The sequence below is a fragment of the Legionella rubrilucens genome, from assembly GCF_001468125.1.
In the GTDB taxonomy this organism is placed as follows: domain Bacteria; phylum Pseudomonadota; class Gammaproteobacteria; order Legionellales; family Legionellaceae; genus Legionella_C; species Legionella_C rubrilucens.
The window spans coordinates 1-22,402 of the sequence record NZ_LNYT01000006.1 but is presented as its reverse complement, the minus strand read 5'-3'; the positions used below and the strand labels follow the sequence as shown (position 1 = coordinate 22,402).

The window sequence follows — 22,402 nt, the reverse complement described above, 5'->3', positions numbered from 1 at the left end:
ATTTTAAACCATGCAGATTAACATTTTATTAATAGGGTTTAACAATGACTTTCGTGCCAATTTTAATAAAATTCTGATGCAGCCATTTGGCATCGTGCGGCTTGACGCGAATACACCCATGGCTTGCATTGTAATTAGGTACATCATAAGAGCCATGAATAGCGTAATATTTACTGAAAAACATGCAATAAGGCATCGCTGCACCGCCCTTACCTAAAGGATAACGGCTGGAGCGGCAATTGGCGCTGCCCTTGGAGATAATACGGTAAGTTCCCGTCGGTGTACGGCAGGCGCGACGAACGTCTTTGCAATAACGGCTGCCTCCCGAGGCCTTGCCGCTGCGCACCACCTTGCCATTGTGGTTAATAGCCACCCAGGACAATGATTTTGGATTAAAAATAAACTGATTGGAAGCTAAAACCAGGAGAGGCTTGGTATTGTCAAGGGGAGAAACCTGGGTTTGGGCTTGACTTGCAAGGGGGGCCAGGCAAAATAAAGCAAATACGGCAGGGGCAAGGCGAATGCGTTTTTTTGCTTCCATGGTCGTCTTCTTTGCTCAATAATCCTACAGATAACTATAGAACAAAATATGAGCAAGGTGTTTTTTTTATGCGTTTTGACAGGAATGCCGACTGCGCTGGCATCCCAGACACTCCTGCCAAGCGGGCTTACTCCTCCTGCCAGAGGTTCACGCCGGATTTTTTAATCAAAAAATCAACAAAATCCTGATGTCGCTGCAGTTCCTGTTCATTCACGGCGATGAGGGGAGAGTGGCTTGACAGGCGTGGAAAGCTCTGATGCTTCTGTTGTTGGGAATCCACATGAACCGCAGCAAGATTGTCCTCTTCAAATAATTGAGCCTGACCGCCAGTCATGGCGAGGTAAACGTGAGCCAGGATTTCGGCATCCAGCAAAGCGCCATGGAGGGTACGGTTGGAATTGTCAATCTCATAGCGTTTGCAGAGGGCGTCTAAGCTGTTGCGCTGGCCAGGGTGTTTTTCGCGGGCCAAAACCAGCGTATCACAGACAGTGCAATAATCAGGTAATCGCTTGGGCCATTTAACCCAATTGAGCTCTGCCTCAATAAAGCCCACATCAAACGGCGCATTGTGAATAATCAGTTCGGTACCGGCAATGAACTGAATGAACTCATCAACAATGGCCTCAAAAGGCGGCTTGTCTTTGAGAAACTCCGTACTGATTCCATGAACTCGAAAGGCACCCTCTTCCACGTCTCGGTTTGGATTGAGATAGGCATGAAAATGGCGACCGGTTAATTTTCTATCGATTAATTCCACACAACCGATTTCAATGATGCGATGACCCAACTCAGGGCCTATGCCTGTGGTTTCAGTATCCAAAACAATTTGTCGCATATCAGCCCTTTAACATTTCAATGATTGCCAGGTTGGCCAGTTCATCCGCGCGCTCATTTTCCGGGTGTCCGGAATGGCCGCGTACCCAATGCCAACGGATAGTATGCATTTTGCTTAGCCTGTCAAGCTCCTGCCACAAATCAGCATTTTTAACCGGTTCCTTCTTCGCATTCACCCACCCTTTTTTTTTCCAGCCATGTAACCACTCCATCATCCCCTGACGCACGTACTGCGAATCAGTGTATAAATCAACCACACAGGGGCGCGTTAAAGCACTTAAGGCTCGAATGGCAGCGGTTAACTCCATCCGGTTATTGGTGGTATGCGGTTCGCCGCCGTATATTGCTTTTTCCTGGCCATTGTAACGCAACAAGGCACCCCATCCGCCAGGGCCAGGGTTGCCTTTGCAGGCGCCATCAGTGAATATTTCAACCGTCATAAAAATAAATCAGGGTAAGGCTTTTGATTGGGGTCAATAGCATACACGGAAAAATCCTGAATGCCAGCCTCACGCAACACGTCTTCATCAATAAAAAAACGACCGGTGGTTTCACGTGCGGGTTGATTGAGAATCCAGTAAGCCGCATCAGCCACGATTGCCGGTTTACGGCTGGCTTTGAAGATGGCTTCTGGGAAGTGCACTTCAATGGCGGCGGTTGCAATGGTTGTTTTAGGCCACAGGGAATTCACAGCAATGCCTGCGCTCTTAAATTCTTCCGCAAGCCCCAGCGTACAGAGACTCATCCCCATCTTGCTCAAGGTGTAAGCGAGATGTGGGGCATACCATTTTTTATCCAGGCTTAATGGCGGCGACAGTGTGAGGATGTGCGGATTGTCTGACTGCTTAAGGTATGGAATAGCCGCTTTTGAACAGGCAAACGTCGCCCGCGTATTGACCCCCTGCATCAAATCATAACGCTTCATCGGGGTCGACAAGGTGTCGCTCAGGTTTATTGCGCTGGCGTTATTGATGAGTACATCAAGTCTGCCAAACCGGGAAATTGTTTCTTTGATGGCCCCTTCAATCTGCTCCTCATCACGAACATCGACCATCAGCGGCAATGCCTGCCCCCCCAGTTTTTCCACTTCTTCAGCGACACTGTAAATGGTGCCTTCCAGTTTAGGGTGGGGCGTATCGGTTTTAGCCGCAATGACAATGCATGCTTTTTCACGTGCAAAGCGGTGAGCTATTGCACGGCCGATACCCCGACTGGCACCGCTGATAAAAAGGACCTTATTCATTATTTCTCCCTGAATTGATTCCAGCCACGTAACGAAGATACCAGTGTACCAGTCTGCCATAGGGCGGATAAAGCCAGGCCGCTGTGGTTATTCTTTTCTTTTTAAAGACCGGTTTCAATTGTGAAAAACGATCAAAGCCTTCCTGGCCATGATACTGGCCAAACCCGCTCTGGCCAACGCCGCCAAAGGGCAGATCATCAATGGCAACGTGCATCAGCGTGTCATTGACAGTGAGTGCGCCTGACAAGGTACCATATTGTAAGCGTTTCAGTTCGTCTTTGTTGTCGCCAAAATAATAAAGGGCAAGCGGATTCGGTAAGGCGTTGATGAAATAAATGGCATCGGCCATTTTTTCGTAAGTCATGATGGGTAAAATGGGGCCAAAAATTTCCTCATTCATGACTTTCATGGTGCTGTTGGCATTGAAAATCAAATACACCGGCATTTTTTGCGAATGTTCTGATTCCTCCCCGTATTGCACTACCCGGGCGCCCTTTTGCCGTGCATCTTCCAGGAGATGATATAATCGTTGTTTATGGGAAGGCGAGATGATGCCTGTGTAATTGTCATTGGTCATTAAGTCCGGGTAGTGCTGGCTTATAAATTCAGCAAACCCCGTCTCAACCGCCTGCTCAAGCCGCGACGGCACGAGCAGGTAATCCGGCGCAATGCAGGTTTGGCCGGCATTAAACAGTTTTCCCATGAACAAGCGCGGCAAATAAGCAGGATTCATTCCTTCAGAAAGAATGGCGGGTGACTTTCCACCCAGCTCCAGGGTCACTGGCGTGAGGTTCTGGCTGGCTGCCGCCATCACCGCTTTACCGACCTGCGTTGATCCGGTAAACAGCAAATGCCCAAAAGGCAGGCTGGAAAATGCTTTGCCTACCTCGGCATCGCCGTCAATAATTTTGACGAATTTTTTAACAGTTGGTAGCGATGAGAGGAGTTTTTGTAACGTTTGGCTTAATTCACTGCTTAACTCCGACATTTTCACCATGACCCGATTGCCGGCTGCCAAGGCATAGGCTAAGGGAACAATGGATAAAAACACCGGATAATTCCAGGGTACCATAATACCCACTACTCCCAACGGTTGAGGCAGCACATAAGCGGACGCCGGCCAGAAATGCCAGGACACCTGTTTTTTTCGTGATTTAGTCCATGCGTTTAAATGCGACAGACAATAATCAATGGCTTTAATCGACGGGGCAATTTCCAGAAAAAGCGACTCGGTTTGCGAGCGGTGAGAATAATCGGAATTGATGGCGGCAGCCAACACTGTTCCCTGCGTCTTCAGCATGATTTTAAGTTGCTTAAGCATGTCACGCCGTTCGGATACAGTGGGGTAAGGATCCTGTTGATGCTCATGCATTAATTCCATAAAAAGGGTATTCAAGACCATGTTCATCCCTTCAGCCAATCCCTTTGCGTTAAATCCCAGCCGATTTCGCCGCCTAGAATTTTTTCCTTGATGATGGCAATATCCGGAGCAAAATAGCGATCCTGCTCGTAAGCCGGTACACAAGCCCTCACTTTGTCATACACTTTTTGCAAAGGCGGCGACGTGATGAGCGGTTTATGAAACTCCAGTCCCTGACAGGCTGCCAATAACTCAATAGCCAGGATCGTCGCGGTATTGTCATTCATCATCTGCAGACGCCGGGCTGCGTTCGTGGCCATGGACACATGATCCTCCTGATTGGCCGATGTTGGCAGGCTGTCTACAGAATGAGGATGCGCCAGCGCTTTGTTGTCACTGGCGCAGGCAGCAGCGGTCACGTGTGCGATCATGAAGCCTGAATTAAGTCCGCTTTCTTTCACTAGAAAGGCCGGCAGGCCGCTGAAATGAGAATCAATTAACAGGGCAATCCGCCGCTCGGAGTTAGCCCCGATTTCCGCTATCGCCAGCGCAAGATTATCGGCGGCCATGGCAATCATTTCGCCATGGAAATTACCGCCAGAGAGGATATCCCCCTCTCGGGGAAACACCAGGGGGTTATCTGAAACGGCATTGGCTTCCACCCGGAGTGTGTCGGCAACAAATCGTATCTGGTGAAGCACAGCCCCCATAATCTGCGGCTGGCAACGCAGGGAATAAGGATCCTGAACCCGTTTGCAATCACGATGCGACTCGCGAATGGCACTGCCCTTCAGCAGCGTCTGGTAGTGCATGGCAACCTCACGCTGTACCTCATGGCCGCGGGCAACCTGGATGCGTTCATCAAAAGGCACATCACTGCCGCAGGCTGCATCAACCGACAGGCTGCCGGTAAGAACCGCCACAGCGAATAACCGCTCTGCCACGTTCAGGGCCTGCATCGCAATGGCCGTAGAAGCCTGAAGGCCGTTCAGCAGGGCAAGGCCTTCCTTGGGCGCCAGCTCCATTATGTCAAGGCCGGCGATTTGAAGCCCTTCCACTGCACTTACGATTCTCCCCTGATGTCTTACTTCCCCTACGCCCAGTAAAGGCAGAGCAAGATGGGCGAGCGGCGCCAAATCACCGGAAGCACCCACGGACCCTTTTGCCGGTATGCATGGATAAACCCGATGATTGTAGAGACGAATCAGGGCTTCAATCAGCTCAAGTCTGACCCCGGAATACCCTTGCGCAAGGCTGTTGATTTTAAGCAGGAGCATTAAAGCCACCAACTCATCGTCCAGCAATTCGCCCGTGCCGCAGGCATGGGATAACACAATATTGCGCTGCAACTGTTTAAGATGCGGCTGACTGATGGTCTGATTAGCCAAAGAACCGAAACCGGTGTTGATGCCGTAGACGGTATCCCCTTTCTCTACAATACCCTGGACAGTACCCTGTGAGGCCTGTATGCCCGGCAGGGCAGCATCATCCAGCTTACAGGGGCGGCCGCTTTTAATCAGATCATGGTAATCCGCCAGGGTCATCTGCCGCGGTTTCAAAATAAAAAAATCAGTCATGGGCAATGCTCTCCTCATCCATCATGGGCAGCCATAACTGGTTGGCTTTCGCGCAACGACGGGCCAGCTCATAACCTGCATCCGCATGACGCATGACGCCAGTCGCCGGATCATTGAACAACACGCGTTGCAGACGAAGCGCCGCTGCTTCACTGCCGTCGGCGACGATAACTACTCCGGCATGCTGGGAGAAACCCATGCCGACACCACCGCCATGGTGAATGCTGACCCAGGTCGCGCCACTGGCACAATTGAGCAACGCATTCAGCAAGGGCCAGTCTGAAATGGCATCACTGCCATCCAGCATGCCTTCGGTTTCCCGGTTAGGACTTGCGACAGAACCCGAATCCAGATGATCACGGCCAATCACGATGGGTGCACTGACCTCCCCGTGCCTGACCATGTCATTGAAAGCGAGAGCGAGACGCGCACGATCCTTTAATCCAACCCAACAGATGCGCGCCGGCAATCCCTGAAAGGCTATTTTATCCTGAGCCATGTCCAGCCATCGATGAAGATGGGGATTGTCCGGTATTAATTCCTTGACTTTTTTGTCCGTAGCATGGATATCTTTCGCTTCACCCGACAAAGCCACCCAGCGGAATGGGCCTATTCCCTCGCAAAACAGCGGCCGGATGTAAGCCGGCACAAACCCCGGAATGGCAAACGCCTCCTCGACCCCCTCTTCAAACGCCATTTGCCGGATGTTGTTGCCGTAATCAAAGACCGGGATGCCTTGCTGTCTGAAGCCCAGCATGGCATTCACCTGCACCGCCATGGATTTTTTGGCCGCAGCAATGACCTTTGCAGGAGCCGCCTTTCTCATTTCAATCGCCTGTTCCAGCGTCCATCCCTGCGGCAGGTAACCATTCAGGGGATCATGGGCACTCGTTTGATCAGTGACCATTGCCGGTTTGAGGCCTCGCTTGAGCAGTTCAGGATAAATGTCAGCAGCATTACCTAACAAACCGACTGACAGGGGGGCTTTATCCCGGCAGGACGCCTCAATCCATTGCAAAGCGTCATCCAGATTGTCCGTGTATTTATCAAGGTAACGGGTAGAAAGCCGCTTTTCAAGCCGTGAGGCATCGCATTCAACAGCCAGCATACTGGCTCCAGCCATGGTGGCCGCCAGCGGTTGTGCGCCGCCCATGCCGCCTAATCCCGCAGTTAAAATCCAGCGGCCGCTTAAATCGCCCTGGTAATGTTGTCTGGCTGCTGCAACAAAGGTTTCATAGGTACCCTGAACAATGCCCTGGGAGCCGATATAAATCCAGCTGCCGGCTGTCATTTGCCCATACATCATCAGGCCTTTTTTATCGAGCTCGTTAAAATGATCCCAGGTGGCCCATTTGGGGACTAAATTGGAATTGGCCATAAGGACACGCGGTGCATCAACATGGGTTTTAAAAACCCCCACCGGCTTACCCGATTGCACCAGCAGGGTCTCGTCCTCGCCCAGCGCTTTCAAGACCTCGACCATTTTGTCGAAACAGGACCAATTCCTGGCAGCGCGGCCCAAACCGCCATAAACAATCAATTCATCGGGGTTTTCAGCCACCTCCGGATCCAGATTGTTCATCAGCATTCTGAGAGCGGCTTCGGTAAGCCAGTTGCGGGAATGAAGCACATTTCCCCGTGGCGCTCTGACGGGGCGTGCCTTGCGTGTCATAGTCATAATTAATTCCATCCAAAGAACGACTAAAAAACAGTCACTTGCATTTACCACCGCTAGTCTACACTACTGCCGGGCCGTCGTGAATTATTCCTGTCATAACGCTGCAATTTATTTTTTTACTATGATAGTATTTAAGCATCTTTGCCTAAAATAAGGTCATCGTGGATACGAATGTCAAACACCCTGCCTCCCTCCGTGTTTTTTTTGCGACAGAAATGTGGGAACGCTATGGATTTTATGTTGTCCAATCCCTGTTAGCGCTTTACTTAGCCAGCCATTACCAGTGGCATGATAAACACATCTACGCTTTAGTCGGCTCCTTTACAGCCCTGACTTATTTATCCCCGGTCATTGGCGGCTGGATTGCGGATCATTTGCTGGGGCAAAAAAACACTGTGCTGTCCGGTGCTGTCTTTCTTTTTTTAAGTTACACGCTGTTAACCCTCATTCAGTCCAAATCAGCGATGCTGATTGCCCTCGCGGGTATTGCAGTGGGTACCGGTTTACTGAAACCGAATATTTCCTCCCTGCTCGGCAATGAATACCCGGTTGATTCACCCAAACGGGAAAGCGGCTTTACCGTGTTCTATATGGGCATCACCACCGGAATTATTCTCGGCACCACGCTGCCCAGCTATCTAAACGCCTATTTTGGCTGGTCTGTTACCTTTGCCAGCGCCGCCTTTGGCATGATCATCGCCTTTGCTGTGTTTGCCTTTGGCATTAAGCGGTATCGCATTGAGGATTATCACCCGTTTGAATACCATCCTGTGAAAATAATGAATGCCCTGGGCATGATGTTTTTATTGTGGCTGCTCTCGTTCTGCATTTTATGGTATCCCCGGTTTGCTGACATTGCCTTTTTAGGTGTTGTGGTTCTGTCCCTGGCTTATCTTTTGACCACTGTCAAACGGGAATCACCGCAACAGGGTCGACAAACGCTGGTGATTGGCCTGCTATGCATTGTCTCAGTGATGTTCTGGGCCTTTTATTTTCAGATGTTTATGTCCCTGACGCTGTTCATTGCCCGGGTTGTGGAGCCGACGTTTCTCGGGATTCAATTTCCCCCGCCCTATTATGTCAGCATTCAAAGCATCGGCATGCTGGTTTTTGGTTATTTTCTTGCGCGAAGCAAACCGCAATTGAACAGCGTACAAAGCGGTAAGCGAACCGGCAACAAATTTCTCCTGGCGATGCTGTTCATGTGGCTGGCTTATGGCTTAATTACTTTCGTCAGCCGGGAAAGCACGTCGCAGGCGTTGCTTTCGCCGCTTTATTTTATCCCGGCTTATCTGATGATATCGATTGCTGAATTGCTGCTTTCCCCTGTTGGACTGTCGGCGATCACAGTCTTAGCCAGCCGACGCAAGGTCAGCACCATGATGGGCATCTTTTTCGTCTCACTGGGCATCGGGGGTTATCTCTCCGGTAAACTGGCCATCCTGACGGCGATTAATCCCGGCATTCGATCGGTCATTGAATTGAAAACCCATTATGCAACAAGCTTTACTCACTTGTTACTTATTCTGACAGCGGCTACGCTTGCCTGTTTTATGATTAATCTGCTGATAAAGCATTTGTTATCAAGGAACAATCATGAAAAATAGTCAATTGCCGTCAATCTCTTTGAGACTTTTTGATTTTACTGATATTATCCAACGCCTTTTGGAAACAAGTGTTCATGACTATGGCTAATCAACCTGCAGAACTTGAAAAACTCCTGCATATTCTTGACGAAATGCAGGCCATTGATATTAATGTCCTTGATGTGCGGCAGCAAACGGCCATCACGGATTACATGGTGGTTTGCAGTGGCCGCTCATCCCGCCATGTCAAGGCAATTGCCGAGACGGTGATGGAAAAAATGAAGGCCGACGGCCTGTTAGCCATCGGCTCCCACGGCATTGAGGCCGGTGAATGGGCTTTGGTTGATTTTGGCGATTTTATTTTACACGTCATGCAGCCCGACAGCCGCGCCTTCTACAACCTCGAAGGGCTGTGGCAGGATAGCACCGCTTAAGGCTCCCCTATGCTGAAAATGACCGTCATTGCCTGCGGCAGTAAAATGCCTTCCTGGGTTAATGAAGCGACGAAGGAATACAGCAAACGGCTTCAGGAGTTTGTCAGTTTATCCCTTGTCGAGATTCCTCTGACCAAAAGGACCAAGGCCACTGATTTGGCCCGCATTATGGATAAAGAAGCGCAGTTAATCCATGGCGCCATACCTTCTGGCGCGCGGGTTATCGCCCTGGCGATTGAAGGCGACAGTTTTGACAGCGAAAAACTGGCGGTTAAACTGAACCTGCTTCAGCAAAACCACAGCCACCTCTGTTTTATCATTGGCGGCCCTGAAGGCTTATCCCCTGCAACCCTGGCTCTCAGTCAGGAGCGCTGGTCTTTATCGCGGTTAACGCTGCCGCATCCGCTGGTACGGATTTTATTGCTTGAAACCATCTATCGTGCCTTTGCAATAAATAACAATCACCCTTACCACAAATGAAGTTTTCCGTTACCATGTATGGCAGTCCAGTTACCCCATTAATCCGAGTAGTCACGAACGATGCGCCTGAATAATCCTGTAAAAAATGATCGCCAGGAAATCCGAATTCATCGCATTCGTCTGAATGTACTCATTATTTTTGTTGTTCTGTTGTCTGCCGTCCTGTTAATCCGCCTGGCTTATCTGCAAATTGCCGAATTCAAACGCTATGAAACCCTGTCTTTAAAAAATCAGATGAGCATCATTCCCATCGCTCCGCCGCGAGGAATTATTCTCGATAAAAATGGCGTAGTCCTTGCCGAAAATATTCCCGTGTATGTTCTTGAAATCATCCCGGAACGGGTAAGCGACATGGACAGCACCATCGCCCGGTTAAGGCAACTGCTGCCTTCGATCAGCGACGAGGATGTTGATAATTTCAAGCGTACACGCAGACAGAACCGCTCGTTTGTCCCTATCCCCATTAAATTGAAATTAACCCAGGAAGAAGTGGCCACCTTTGCCATTCACCAATACCAGTTCACCGGCGTCAGCATCAAGGCGCGTTTAATGCGTTATTATCCTTTAGGAGAAGTGACAGCACACCTTCTCGGCTATGTCGGCCGCATCAATGTGCAGGAGCTTAAACAGGTCGACAGCACGAACTATCGCGCCACCAATTTTATCGGCAAATCCGGCATTGAAAAATACTACGAGAACATCCTGCATGGCCAGGTGGGCTACCAGCAGGTTGAAACCGATGTCAGCGGCCGAACCGTTCGCGTATTGAACAAACAAAACCCGGTTTCCGGTGAGAAGCTTTACCTGACGGTGGATATTCGACTGCAAAAAGTCGCTTATGAAGCCATGAAGGATAAGCGCGGCGCCGTGGTGGTCATGAGCGCGCGTCACGGGGATATCCTGACCATGGTGAGCTCACCGAGTTATGATCCTAATGTGTTTGTGAACGGCATTAAATCAGTCGATTACCAGAAGCTCTCGGACACCCGCGACCGGCCGCTTTATAATCGCGCAGTACGGGGATTATACCCCCCGGCCTCCACCGTCAAACCCTATGTCGGACTGGCAGGGCTTGAAAAGGGAGTGATCGATACCGGATTCAGTGTGTATGATCCAGGCTGGTTCCGTTTGCCCGGTGTAAGCCATGCCTACCGGGACTGGAAAAAAGGCGGCCATGGAGTCATTAACTTAAAACGGGCCATTACGGTCTCCTGCGACACTTATTTTTATCAACTCGGCCACAAACTGGGGATTGCTGAAATTGAAAAAATGCTGAGCCAGTTTGGTTTTGGCCAGATGACTCAGGTCGACCTTCATGAAGAGGCGCCGGGTATTCTGCCAAGCGCACCCTGGAAAAGACGAACAAAAGGCATTTCCTGGTATCCTGGCGACACGCTGATTACCGCCATCGGCCAGGGATTTATGCTGGCTTCTCCGCTCCAACTGGCCAATGCCGTGGCCACCATGAGCCAGCACGGTCAGCGTTACAGACCCCATTTACTGTTAAAATCCGTACAAAGCGACAAAGGCGAAGTGCATCCCTATCAGACTATCAAAGAGAAGACGGTAAAACTCAACGAGGAAGCCAACTGGGACATTATCATTGATGCCATGCATGCGGTGACTACCAGTAATGAAGGCACCGGATACCGGTTTGGCCGCAACCCTCCCTATTCCGTGGCGGCAAAAACAGGAACTGCGCAGGTTTTTGGCGGACGGCAATATGAAAAACGCCGCAACCAGGTGATCCCTGAACATCTGCGCGATCACTCCCTGTTCATTGCCTTTGCGCCGGTTGAAAACCCCGAAGTGGCCATTGCAGTCATGGTTGAAAATGACGTTTTGGCTTCCAACGTGGCACGTAAAGTCCTGGATGCCTATTTTGAGATGAAGAAGAGCGAATCCCCATCATGAATCAACGACAAGCCCGCCCCGTCTATCGCTTTACCAGTAAAGCCATCCATGTTGATTTGCCCTTGCTGGGTTTACTGTTAGGGGTAATCGCCTTTGGCATGCTGATTCTTTACAGCGCCTCTAATCAAAACCTGGGGATGGTGTTAAGGCAGCTGATGCGTCTCTCCTTTGCCATCGGGATTATGATGGTTTTTGCCATGGTTCCTCCCCATAAATATAAAATCTGGACACCCTGGATTTACGGTGTGGGCCTGGCGCTGCTGCTGGCAGTTATGGTGATTGGTAAAATCGGTAAAGGCGCGCAACGGTGGCTGGATTTGGGCATCTTTCGTTTTCAGCCCTCTGAAATCATGAAACTGGCGGTACCGATGATGGCGGCCTGGTTCTTTGATCGCAAGCCCATCCCCATCGACACTAAAAACCTGTTGATTGCCGCTGTCATTATTTTTGTTCCCGCGTTGTTAATTGCCAAACAACCCGATTTGGGAACGGCCATTATGGTTGTCTTCGCCGGTTTAAGCGTCATTTTTATGGCCGGCATCAGCTTTCGTATTCTGCTAGTACTCCTGGTTTTAGCTGGATTATCAGCTCCCCTGCTGTGGCATGTCATGCACGATTACCAACGCCAGCGTATTTACACCCTGCTAAATCCCGAACAGGATCCGCTTGGATCAGGTTATCACATCATTCAATCGAAAATCGCCATTGGTTCAGGCGGTGCTTTTGGCAAGGGGTGGTTGGCAGGGAGTCAGTCGCACCTTAATTTTTTACCAGAGCATGCCACTGATTTTATTTTTGCAGTGAGCGGTGAAGAGTTTGGCTTTGTCGGCAGCACGCTGTTAATCCTGTTATTTATTCTGGTGTCTTTGCGCGGCCTGTACATTGCCCGTCAGGCTCAGACCAGTTTTACCCGGCTATTGGCCGCCAGTCTGGCCATGACGTTCTTTTTATCGGCCTTCGTCAATATCGGCATGGTGACGGGTATACTGCCCGTGGTAGGCATCACATTGCCGCTGGTCAGCTATGGCGGAACGGCCATGGTGACTTTTTTAGCCAGCTTCGGCATTTTGATGTCCATCAGTTCGCATCGTATCCTGTTCACGGCCTTATCTTAGCGCCTGTTCAACCAATAATTCCGTCACAGGCGCGAAGGATTTGCGGTGAATGGGCGAGGGTCCCAATTCAAGCAATAAACGGCGATGCATGTCCGTAGAGTACCCTTTGTGAACAGCAAAGCCATACCCCGGGTAGACGCTGTCCAGCTGTTCCATTTCCTCATCACGCGAGACTTTTGCAAGAATCGATGCTGCGCTGATTTCTGCAATCAATAAATCCCCCTGGACAATGGCCTCACAGGGAATGTCAATTTTGGGTTTGTGCAGACCATCCACCAATACTTTGGCTGGCTTAATCGTCAATGCCTCCACTGCCCGTTTCATGGCCAGCAACGTTGCCCAATGGATATTGAGTTCGTCAATTTCACTGACTTCGGCTCTCCCGTAGGCAAAACAAACCGCTTCTTCTTTGATTTGTTCTGCCAATGTTTTTCTTTTTTTAGGCGTCAATTTTTTTGAATCAGTCAATCCATCCAGCGGCCGTTTCAAAATCACCGCAGCGGTTACAACCGGACCAGCCAGGGGTCCTCGTCCCACTTCATCGACACCCGCACTATAATTTTCCATTTACGTATCCCTGGGTAGAAAGACTGGCAATAATACCCATTTAAAATTGATTTATCACCCAGGAAATGCGATCATGCGCACAAATTTTTCTACGCTATAGACCATGAGTGTTTTACGATGTGCCGTGATTGGGGTTGGCTACCTGGGTCGATTCCATGCTCAAAAATACAAGATGCTGCCCGATGTGGAACTGGTGGCTGTCTGTGATGTGAATCAAACCGCTTCCGATGCCGTTGCCCAGGAGTTAGGTGTACCTGCTTACTACGATTTCACCGAGCTGTTGGGTCAGGTGGATGCTGTCAGTATCGCGGCCACCACCACGCATCATTATGAGATTGCCAAGCAATGCCTAAGCCGCGGCATTCATGTCCTCATTGAAAAACCCATCACCGAAACCATTGAACAGGCCGATGAACTCATCGCCCTGGCTGAACAGCATCAGGTGAAGCTGCAGGTCGGCCATCTGGAGCGCTTTAACTCCGCGCACATTGCTCTGCAAAAATACATGGTTAAACCACTGTTCATTGAATCGCAACGTCTGGCCCCGTTTACTCCGCGAGGCGCCGATGTGAATGTCATCCTGGATCTGATGATCCATGATATCGATTTGATTCAATCCATTGTTAAAAGCTCGATTGTTCACATTGATGCCCATGGTGCACCCGTGCTTTCATCGGCCATTGATATTGCCAATGCCAGAATCACTTTCGCCAATCACTGTGTCGCTAATGTCACAGCAAGCCGAATCAGTTTTAAAACCGAACGTAAAACGCGTATTTTTCAGCCTGAATGCTACATCTCGATTGATTACCATGCCAAACAGTTTGCTTTGTTTCGTAAAGGTCAGGACGAAATGTTTCCCGGTATTCCGAATGTGGTTTGTGAGGAATTCACCTTTGAAAAAAGCGATGCCCTGCTGGAAGAGATCAAATCCTTTGTCAGTGCCATTAAAGAAAACAGTACACCGCTGGTAACGGGGCTTGACGGCCGCAACGCACTGGCTACGGCCACTCAGATTACCTCATTAATTCTTTCCCGCCTAGCGACCTGAGATGAATAGTCCACAGCCTAAAAAGGTTGTCATTGTTGCTGGTGAAGAGTCAGGGGATGCCCATGCCGCGAAGCTTGTGTCCAAACTCCTTGCCTGGGATCCCACCCTTGAATTGAGCGGCATAGGCGGCCGCCACATGCAGCAGGCCGGGGTGAATGTGATTAGCGATTTAGCCAGTTTCGGAGTCACCGGCATTACGGAGGTGGTCCGCCATTTCATGGTTATCAAAAAAGCCTGGAAATTAATCAAAACCCACCTCCAAACGGTTCAGCCGGATTTGCTTATTCTCATTGATTACCCTGGATTTAATTTGCGCCTGGCCCGCTTTGCCAAACGGGTTCTGGGCTTGCGCATTGTTTATTACATCAGTCCGCAAATCTGGGCCTGGAAGGCCAATCGCATCCACACTATCCGGGAATGCGTTGATCGCATGGCGGTCATCTTGCCCTTTGAAAAAAAACTTTATCAACAGGAGGATGTAGCCGTCTCGTTTGTTGGCCATCCACTGGTCAATAAAATACCCGTCTATGACAACCTGGCATCGGTCAGAATGTCCCTGAATTTACCACTTGATAAGCGCCTGATTGCGCTGCTTCCAGGCAGTCGCCGCAATGAAATTGACCGGCACATGCCTGTGCTTTTAAAGACCGCTGAGCAGCTTGGCAGGCAGTTTAATGATGTTCATTTTGTCATTCCGATTGCGGCAACCATCGATGCATCCCTGGTTCGTTCGTATTTTTCCCATAGCCAGGTGCCTGTCTCCTTTCTTGAGGGGCAGGCGATCGATGCAGCAGCCTGCAGTGATTGTGTGGTTGTTGCGTCCGGTACCGCGTCCCTGGAATGCGCTTTGTTGGCGAAACCCATGTGCATCATCTATAAAGCCTCTCTGCTAACCTACATCGCAGCCACCAAATTGATAAAGGTGAAATACTTAGGCCTGTGTAACCTGTTAAAAAATCAAATGATCGTGCCCGAATTATTACAATATGATTGCAATCCAACCCAGCTTGCACGTCTCATTAATGAATTATTGCATGATCAGGACATGGCCAGGGCGATGGTGCACCGTCTTCAGGTTTTAAGGCGTGAATTATCCAGCGAGCAGGCAGACTTATCCATTGACGAGTTGATCAAAGAAGAATTGTCGATTTAATGCCCCTTTTCTTATTTTTTTGCCTATTTACGGGTTTTTTTACCTTTTAACGCAAACATTACCAAAAGATAACCATTTTTTTGGCGTGTAAAGCATAAAAACCTCACTAATCGTCATTTTTTGGGCATATTACCCCCTATTTTACTAAAAAAAGGCTATTATATAATAGAGATAATTCTGCTTAAGTCAGATTCAAAAGCCTATGCGTACATTGGCGTTGCATAAACTCACGGAGGAGTTGAACGATGTCAAATTATTTGAAAGAACCTCTGGATTTTAAAGTCTTGTTTGAATCCACTCCTGACTTGTACCTGGTTCTGAACAGTGCGCTCAATATTATCGCTGCAAGCGATGCCTATCTAAAAGCCACGCTGGTAACCAGGGAGCAAATCCTTGGTCGTTATATTTTTGATGTATTCCCGGATAATCCCAATGAGCCCAGCCCCACCGGCGTCAATAACCTTCGTGCTTCGTTGCAGCGGGTTTTGCAAAACAAAACCCCAGACACTATGGCGGTACAAAAATACGATATCCGTATACCTGAGTCGGATGAGGCTTTTGAAGAGCGTTACTGGAGTCCCATGAATGTGCCGGTACTCAATCAAGACAATGAGTTGCTCTACATCATCCATCGCGTCAAGGATGTCACTGAATTTGTCCACCTGCAACAGGCAGGAACCGAGCAAAATAAACTGACCGAGGAACTGCGTAGCCGTACAGAACGCATGCAGATGGAAATTTTTTTAAGAGCCCAGGAAATTCAGGAAGCCAACAAGCAATTACGGGCTGCGATCAAAGAGCTTGAACAAAAGAAAAACCAACAGGAGGTGTTGTACAGGCAGCTTAAAGAATTAAACCATTTAAAAACGCAATTTTTCGCTAACATGAGTCATGAACTGCGAACCCCGCTGTCGCTGATCCTGGGACCCCTGGAGAAAATGAAACGGGATCCATCCCTGCCCTTATCCATGCATAAACCCGTGGAAATCATCAGCAACAATGCCCATATCCTGTTAAAACACGTGAATGATTTGCTCAATATAGCCAAACTTGATGCTGGGAAAATGGTGCTTAATTATCAGGAAATCAATCTGGCGAAATTAGTTCGCGTCATTGCCGAGAATTTTAACAGCCTGGCAGAAGACAAAGGCATTCATTTTAATGTCCAAAGCCCGCCTATTCTGATTGCTGAAATTGATGCGGAAAAAGTGCAGCATATCCTCCTTAATCTTTTATCCAATGCGTTTAAATTTGTACCAGCACATGGTTTGATCGTTTGCAAGGTATCCCAGGATGATCACAAAGCCATCATCAGTGTATGTGATAACGGCCCGGGCATTCCCAAAGAATTGTATGATGTTATTTTTGAACGCTTCAGTCAGGTCGAAGGCGGCGAGACGCGCAAACATGGCGGTACCGGCCTTGGCCTCGCCATTGTCAAAGACTTTGTTGAACTGCAGAAAGGAAAGGTTTTTGTTAAAGAATCCAAAGCGGGCGGAGCTGAATTTATTGTGGAACTGCCCTTAGTCGCACCCAAGGGCATGTCGGTGGGCCGAGCGTCATTAGACAGCTACGATCCGGCTTTGGATGAGATGAGTAAATCCACCGTGTTGTCATTGAAACCGGTGGCTAAGTCTACAGAGCAAGTCGAAGTCCAAATCAACATGAGTGAAAAACCGACCGTGCTTGTCGTTGAAGACAATATTGACATGAATCGTTTCATTGCGGAGGTATTATCCACTGATTTTTATGTGATCTCCGCCACGGATGGGCTGGAAGGTTTTAATAAAGCCGTAGCCCACAAGCCGGATTTAATTTTATCCGATGCCATGATGCCTCGGATGAGCGGTGAAGAATTAATTGAAAATCTACGCCAGAAGGTAGAGCTGGCCGATACCCCTGTGATTTTGCTCACAGCTAAAAACGATGAAGAATTTCGATTGAAATTACTGCGCAGCGGCGTTCAGGATTACATTACCAAACCCTTTGCCGCCGAGGAACTCAAGGCCCGGATTAATAACCTGATTAACCTTCGCATGGCCAGAAACAAACTGGAGCAAAAAAACATCGAGCTTGAGCAAATCGCCTACTATGATCCATTGACCGGCCTCGCCAATCGCCAGCAATTATTGTTCAGCATGAAGGACTGGCTCAGCAATACCGCCGGACAAGCCAAGCTGGCCGTGTTATTCCTCGATTTGGATCGCTTCAAATTAATTAATGATGCATTGGGGCATAAAATTGGCGATATGCTTTTGCAAATTATTGCCAAACGCATCAGTAATGTCATTCAGGCCGGTGATATTGCCACCCGATTGGGTGGGGATGAATTCATTATCATGCTAAAACGGGTCACTGACAGCGTGGGGGCTACCAAAGTCGCCAAACGGATTTTAAGAAAACTCAATGAGCCCGTAATGATTGAAGAGCACAAATTGTTTGTCACCGGGAGTATTGGCATCAGTATGTGGCCGGATGACGGCACCGATGAACAGGCTTTAATCAAACATGCTGACATTGCCATGTATTGTGCCAAAAAAGCGGGGCGCAACAACTACCAGTTTTTTAATTATGACATGGTGCATCGCCTGCAGGATAAGCTGGACATTGAAAATCTATTACGCGAAGCACTGGAACAGGACAAATTGATTCTGCACTACCAACCGCAATACGATTTACGCACCGGACGCATGGTCAGCATCGAAGCATTATTGCGCCTGCCGTCCCATGACGGCGGCATACTCTACCCCAATCAATTCCTGCCTGTCGCCGAAGAAACCGGGCTTATCAAACCCGTGGGAGAGCGAGCATTTGAGCTCGCCTGCACGGAATACAAACAGTTCTTAAACAGCATCAAAAAATACAACCATCCCATCAAACTGGCCGTGAATTTTTCATCCCAACAGCTGGAAGAATATGATTTTATTCAAACTGTACAAAGCATAATCCAAAAAACGCAAGTGGCCGCCAAACAGCTTGAGTTTGAAATCACCGAAAATTCATTAATCCGCAGCATGGAAAACAGTGAGCGAATTATCCTGCAGCTTAAAGAAATGGGAGTCTCAATCACACTGGATGATTTTGGGGTAGGTTTTTCATCATTGAATTACCTGCGGCAACTGCCTCTGGATACTCTAAAACTCGACCCGACTCTGATTAAGAATGTCCCAGGAGACAAAGTGGACTCCGACATCGTCAGTTCCATCATTAATCTGTCTCATGCCATTGGCCTGTCTGTCGTGGCCGAATGTGTCGAAGCCGAACATCAAATTCAGTTTCTAAATCAACATCAATGCGATAAGGTTCAGGGTTATTATTTCTCGAAGCCGGTAGCTATAGGGGCGGTCATTCAACTTCTGGAAGAGAAGACTCCCAGGACAGCTAATCAAATCATCTCAAAATAGGGGATCCCGCGCTCCTTTGAGAGAGAGCGCGGGATAGTCTTATTGGCAATTCTGTTTGTAAACAGCCACGAGACTGTTGGGGTTAAAGACGGATAAATCCGTGTCCGCACTCCACATGATGGCTCCTTTCAGTTGCGTTTTCTTGATGAACGCACACAAGGCCTTGACGGTTTGAGGCGACTGATACCCGACAAACTGTTTTGCCTTGTCACTGTAAAGGTAGGCGCCAGCCACTACCGGATTGCCGTCATCGTCTTCTGCATTGACTGAATACGTTTGATAACCTAAATCCTTAATGAGCTTATCAATGCTGTTATACGGCACCATGCCATCCTGATTGGTATAGGCTGTGGGAAAATGACTTGCCCCTGTCCACGGTTGCTCAAATCCTGGCTGACTGGCATTCTCGCCCGCTTCAACCCCGGCATAGCCTCGCCCGTAGGCCGCGATACCGACCTGCAACTTGTCTTTCGGCATGCCATACGACAAAACCTGGCGAGTGATTTCATCCGTCCCATAATTGATGGCAAACTCATTCTTGTGCTGGCTTTGCGGCTGTATCAGATAAGCGTGCAAGGAGGTGTAGGGGTCGCTGTCATGTCCCCACGGACCATGCAAATCATAAGTCATTAAATTCACGCTGTTGACATAAGGCGCTATCGTTTTAAACCATCCGCCTTCCACCGATTGATCGATGGCGGTTAAATAGTCTTTATTGACGGTGATAGTGACTGAGATATACGCGTCATTGCCTAATTTACTGCGGCTGGCTTTAATGAGGTTAAACAGTTTTTTGTAATCGCTTAATGTGCGTGAATCCGGTGGAAGCTGACCACCTGTCTGTAAGTCAATAGGCGGCTCAAAATCGTAGTCGACCCCTTTTAAGTTTTTAAAATTCGTCATCCAGGATTTTAATTGAGTTAAAAATTTATCCTGATTGGCAAAAATAGCGTCGTAGGTCGCGGTACTGACTGCCTTGTTTTCCAAAGTATTGGCGCCGCCGATGGCAATGATGCGTTTGGCAGTGAATTTATCGGAATTAATAAACGCACCAAAACTGTTGAGTTGCCCTACCCCTTTTTGATCGGTGTAATTAAACAGCTCTTTTGCACCCGTATTGCCATTGGTCTGAACGGCAGAACAGGCTCCCTCATTCCCTTTACAGAACGTGAGGAACGCTTTGGTTTCTGGAGGTAAATTGCTTATCCAGGAGCCTTCGAGCGGCAATTCAGCCCACAAATCATCAAAGTGCATCAAGCCATCCCAGCGTTTTGGAATAGCGTATTTGGCCTGCTCTGGATCATTGGAATTCCATACCTGCATAAAACTCCAGACAACAACATCGGCTTTGTTAAATTGAGCCACCATATCCGGGTTACTGACGTATTTCAGTTGCCCGTAGGGCTGGTTATTTTTGTAGGCGCCATCGTATTCATAAGGGTTCTGCCCATACATGGACCAACTCGTGGTATACAGGGTTAAATCAGCATGCGCATAGACAGGAAGCACAGTGATCGCAGTCACTAATAACTTTTTAAATGGATTCATAATAGCCCCTTGGTTATAACTGCATAAATTTTATACCTAGAGAAACCATTTTGAGCACTGTCATTTCTAACAGGGGTATTAAAGGGGCAACAACTGCAGGGTCATGGCTTTGGTCAGGGCCTGGTATTTGTTTTTAACGCCAAGCTTTTTATTCAGTTTCTGGATATGAAAATTGACTGTTCTTTCAGTTAATTCCAGGGCTTGTGCCATTTCCCTTACAGAGTATTGACGGGCGATCAACAGCAGGCACTGAATTTCGCGTTGAGTGAGTTTAAAGCTTTGTTGCTCGCTGACCTGCTCAAATAAATGCGTTTGCAGGTAATGGTAATAAAGTTGAGCGGCCACCATGAATTCATATTGGCGAGTTGGTTGCTCAAGGCCGCAGTGCTGGCCCTGCATTTGAACCAGTAACAAAATGGCAAAATTATTATGGGCGCCGTGGATGGGGATGGACAAGCCGCATTCTGCGCCAAACGCAATGGAATCAAGACGCATTTGCCGTTCGGAGTCCGAAGTAGCCTGCCGCAATTGCTGCTTTAAGTTCCAATACACCGGCAACTGATTGTTATAGGTATAGCGCAAGGTATTGTCAATGTTGTTGTAACTTTCTGCGAGGTAGTGATCATGCCAGGATTTAAAGTTGGCGGAGCAAGTGTCGTATTTTAACTGATTGACTGCAACAGGATTGTATGCGTAATAAGTAAATGAAAACGTGGTGATCCCCTTTTTAGCCAAAAAATGCCTTAAGGCTTCATCGCATCCCAAGACATCGTCTGCATTGATTAAGGCCTGCTCGAAATGTTCCATCGACTCATCCATAACCACTGTTACCGTTCATAACACCGTATGATTAGTTTAAATCGTTTGCAAAAAATCACCAAGCCAGGGTTAAAATCAACCGCCTGAAAACAGCATTCTATGCCAGCCAGCCTGATTCATTCCTCTATAACTTATTGAAATATTAAATATAATTGACAAGTGAATGCGTTTTGCTAGAATGTCCTGGCAAAATAACCTCGGGAGTCATTATGGGCAAGAAGTCTTTTACTGCAATGCTGTTTGCAGGCGGTTTGGTCATTTGTAATCCTTTATTTTCTGCAAACTTTTTCCAAAAATTTATTCCAGCACCGGTTCAAAAATCATTAAAGTCAACTCAACAGGTCAGAAACAATGAAGGCGATAAACACCTCGCTGACTTTGCTGGAACCTGGGTGGGTCAGTGTGACAACGATGATGACAGGGATACACTGGTTATCGCCAATGATGATTTTGGCCTGACCATCGATGGCTTGCACTTCTCAACCGAAACATTAGAGACTCATGCTCTTTCCGAACAGGCAGCTACTGTTTTTATGCACACCGTATTGGAATGGGAACAGAATTATTCAGCTCTGTTGTTGAAAGTCGTGTATGTTTTGCGCTCACCCGCGCTTGATTTCAATATGATGGGCTATGAAGAAGGCACCCTGGCGATCAAAGACAATCAATTGTCCATGACCATCACTTCGCAATCTCCGGAAGGCAAGGAAGTCATTTCTTGTGTCTATTCCAAGCAATAATTCCTGAGTTGTTGTCGAATTATTTATTACTCTCGGGTGTCTGAACCTCTTTTATTCAGGCACCCACACCTCCAGTGATTGGTTCGCTAATCTATCCTGCCCATAACTCATCATGAAGAGTGTGTACACCAAGAACACCTAACTCGTCATTGCTGCTGCTATCCAGGGAACTGCCAACCTGCCATTGCGTTTCATCAATCGCCGCATACCCTGTGAGAACCTGAGAAATAACCGCATCAGTACTCGTAGTCAACACTCCCGTGGCAACAGTAGCATCGGACGCCGTATCAGGTACACTGATACTCACCGCAGTGCCTGCGGTGGCTGAACCATCGTTGCCAGTACTCACGCCGCTGCC

20 protein-coding genes are annotated in these 22,402 nt (G+C 48.4%); 9 read left to right on the top strand and 11 right to left on the bottom strand.

Annotation, left to right across the window (positions count from 1 at the left end; translation table 11 throughout):
• Window positions 1-28: 28 nt before the first annotated feature.
• From Lrub_RS02265 to hutU, 7 genes are all read right to left on the bottom strand, one after another.
• Complete coding sequence (locus tag Lrub_RS02265; protein ID WP_065235698.1) at window positions 29-541, bottom strand: L,D-transpeptidase; 513 nt, start codon at window positions 539-541, stop codon at window positions 29-31.
• A gap of 127 nt (window positions 542-668) precedes the next feature.
• A complete protein-coding gene (gene dnaQ / locus Lrub_RS02260) occupies window positions 669-1,376 on the bottom strand; it encodes a DNA polymerase III subunit epsilon (RefSeq protein ID WP_058530587.1) in 708 nt (235 codons plus the stop codon).
• A 1-nt stretch (window position 1,377) separates the two neighbouring features.
• Window positions 1,378-1,815, bottom strand: coding sequence for a ribonuclease HI (gene rnhA / locus Lrub_RS02255; RefSeq protein ID WP_058530586.1), 438 nt, complete (start codon window positions 1,813-1,815; stop codon window positions 1,378-1,380).
• A complete protein-coding gene (locus Lrub_RS02250; RefSeq protein ID WP_058530585.1) occupies window positions 1,812-2,618 on the bottom strand; it encodes an SDR family oxidoreductase in 807 nt (268 codons plus the stop codon). Before Lrub_RS02250 ends, rnhA begins: the two co-directional genes overlap by 4 nt.
• The gene (locus tag Lrub_RS02245; RefSeq protein ID WP_058530584.1) at window positions 2,611-4,020 is read right to left on the bottom strand and encodes a coniferyl aldehyde dehydrogenase; all 1,410 of its coding nucleotides are present in this window, start codon (window positions 4,018-4,020) and stop codon (window positions 2,611-2,613) included. The genes Lrub_RS02250 and Lrub_RS02245 overlap by 8 nt, the downstream gene beginning before the upstream one ends.
• Window positions 4,021-4,022: 2 nt before the next feature.
• The gene (gene hutH, locus Lrub_RS02240) at window positions 4,023-5,555 is read right to left on the bottom strand and encodes a histidine ammonia-lyase (protein ID WP_058530583.1); all 1,533 of its coding nucleotides are present in this window, start codon (window positions 5,553-5,555) and stop codon (window positions 4,023-4,025) included.
• Window positions 5,548-7,227: a urocanate hydratase gene (gene hutU / locus Lrub_RS02235; protein ID WP_420324338.1), complete on the bottom strand. Its 1,680-nt coding sequence runs from the start codon at window positions 7,225-7,227 to the stop codon at window positions 5,548-5,550. The genes hutH and hutU overlap by 8 nt, the downstream gene beginning before the upstream one ends.
• A 167-nt stretch (window positions 7,228-7,394) precedes the next feature.
• On the opposite strand from hutU, the gene Lrub_RS02230 reads away from it, so the two are divergent.
• The 5 genes from Lrub_RS02230 to rodA all read left to right on the top strand — a co-directional run bounded on the left by Lrub_RS02230 (window position 7,395) and on the right by rodA (window position 12,762).
• Window positions 7,395-8,840 carry a peptide MFS transporter gene (locus tag Lrub_RS02230; protein WP_082651417.1) on the top strand — a complete coding sequence of 482 codons (1,446 nt, stop codon included), beginning with the start codon at window positions 7,395-7,397 and terminating at the stop codon, window positions 8,838-8,840.
• 80 nt (window positions 8,841-8,920) lie between these two features.
• Complete coding sequence (gene rsfS / locus Lrub_RS02225; RefSeq protein ID WP_058530582.1) at window positions 8,921-9,253, top strand: ribosome silencing factor; 333 nt, start codon at window positions 8,921-8,923, stop codon at window positions 9,251-9,253.
• A gap of 9 nt (window positions 9,254-9,262) precedes the next feature.
• Entirely contained in the window at window positions 9,263-9,733 is a 471-nt protein-coding gene (gene rlmH / locus Lrub_RS02220) for a 23S rRNA (pseudouridine(1915)-N(3))-methyltransferase RlmH (protein WP_058530581.1), read from the top strand.
• Between the two features lie 60 nt (window positions 9,734-9,793).
• Window positions 9,794-11,647, top strand: coding sequence for a penicillin-binding protein 2 (gene mrdA, locus Lrub_RS02215; RefSeq protein ID WP_058530580.1), 1,854 nt, complete (start codon window positions 9,794-9,796; stop codon window positions 11,645-11,647).
• Entirely contained in the window at window positions 11,644-12,762 is a 1,119-nt protein-coding gene (rodA, locus tag Lrub_RS02210; protein ID WP_058530579.1) for a rod shape-determining protein RodA, read from the top strand. Before mrdA ends, rodA begins: the two co-directional genes overlap by 4 nt.
• Here rodA and rnhB read toward each other — a convergent pair.
• Window positions 12,754-13,329 (bottom strand): ribonuclease HII, encoded by a 576-nt coding sequence (gene rnhB, locus Lrub_RS02205; protein ID WP_058530578.1) that lies wholly within the window; start codon window positions 13,327-13,329, stop codon window positions 12,754-12,756. The two genes, rodA and rnhB, sit on opposite strands and share 9 nt — an antisense overlap.
• A 103-nt stretch (window positions 13,330-13,432) precedes the next feature.
• Between rnhB and Lrub_RS02200 the strand changes: the two genes are divergently transcribed.
• The 3 genes from Lrub_RS02200 (at window position 13,433) to Lrub_RS02190 (ending at window position 18,937) form a co-directional block, all read left to right on the top strand.
• A complete protein-coding gene (locus Lrub_RS02200; protein WP_058530577.1) occupies window positions 13,433-14,380 on the top strand; it encodes a Gfo/Idh/MocA family protein in 948 nt (315 codons plus the stop codon).
• 1 nt (window position 14,381) lies between these two features.
• Window positions 14,382-15,533: a lipid-A-disaccharide synthase gene (lpxB, locus tag Lrub_RS02195; protein ID WP_058530576.1), complete on the top strand. Its 1,152-nt coding sequence runs from the start codon at window positions 14,382-14,384 to the stop codon at window positions 15,531-15,533.
• 245 nt (window positions 15,534-15,778) lie between these two features.
• The gene (locus tag Lrub_RS02190) at window positions 15,779-18,937 is read left to right on the top strand and encodes an EAL domain-containing protein (protein WP_058530575.1); all 3,159 of its coding nucleotides are present in this window, start codon (window positions 15,779-15,781) and stop codon (window positions 18,935-18,937) included.
• A gap of 39 nt (window positions 18,938-18,976) precedes the next feature.
• On the opposite strand, the gene Lrub_RS02185 is transcribed toward Lrub_RS02190, so the two are convergent.
• Window positions 18,977-20,485: a glycosyl hydrolase family 18 protein gene (locus Lrub_RS02185; protein WP_058530574.1), complete on the bottom strand. Its 1,509-nt coding sequence runs from the start codon at window positions 20,483-20,485 to the stop codon at window positions 18,977-18,979.
• A gap of 78 nt (window positions 20,486-20,563) precedes the next feature.
• Window positions 20,564-21,292 (bottom strand): helix-turn-helix transcriptional regulator, encoded by a 729-nt coding sequence (locus Lrub_RS02180; protein WP_237760734.1) that lies wholly within the window; start codon window positions 21,290-21,292, stop codon window positions 20,564-20,566.
• A 221-nt stretch (window positions 21,293-21,513) separates the two neighbouring features.
• On the opposite strand from Lrub_RS02180, the gene Lrub_RS02175 reads away from it, so the two are divergent.
• Window positions 21,514-22,044, top strand: a complete 531-nt coding sequence (locus Lrub_RS02175; RefSeq protein WP_133134073.1) for a hypothetical protein — start codon at window positions 21,514-21,516, stop codon at window positions 22,042-22,044.
• Window positions 22,045-22,135: 91 nt separating this feature from the next.
• On the opposite strand, the gene Lrub_RS14895 is transcribed toward Lrub_RS02175, so the two are convergent.
• Window positions 22,136-22,402, bottom strand: a 267-nt coding sequence (locus Lrub_RS14895) for a hypothetical protein (RefSeq protein WP_058530571.1), incomplete at its 5' end; no start/stop codon positions are given.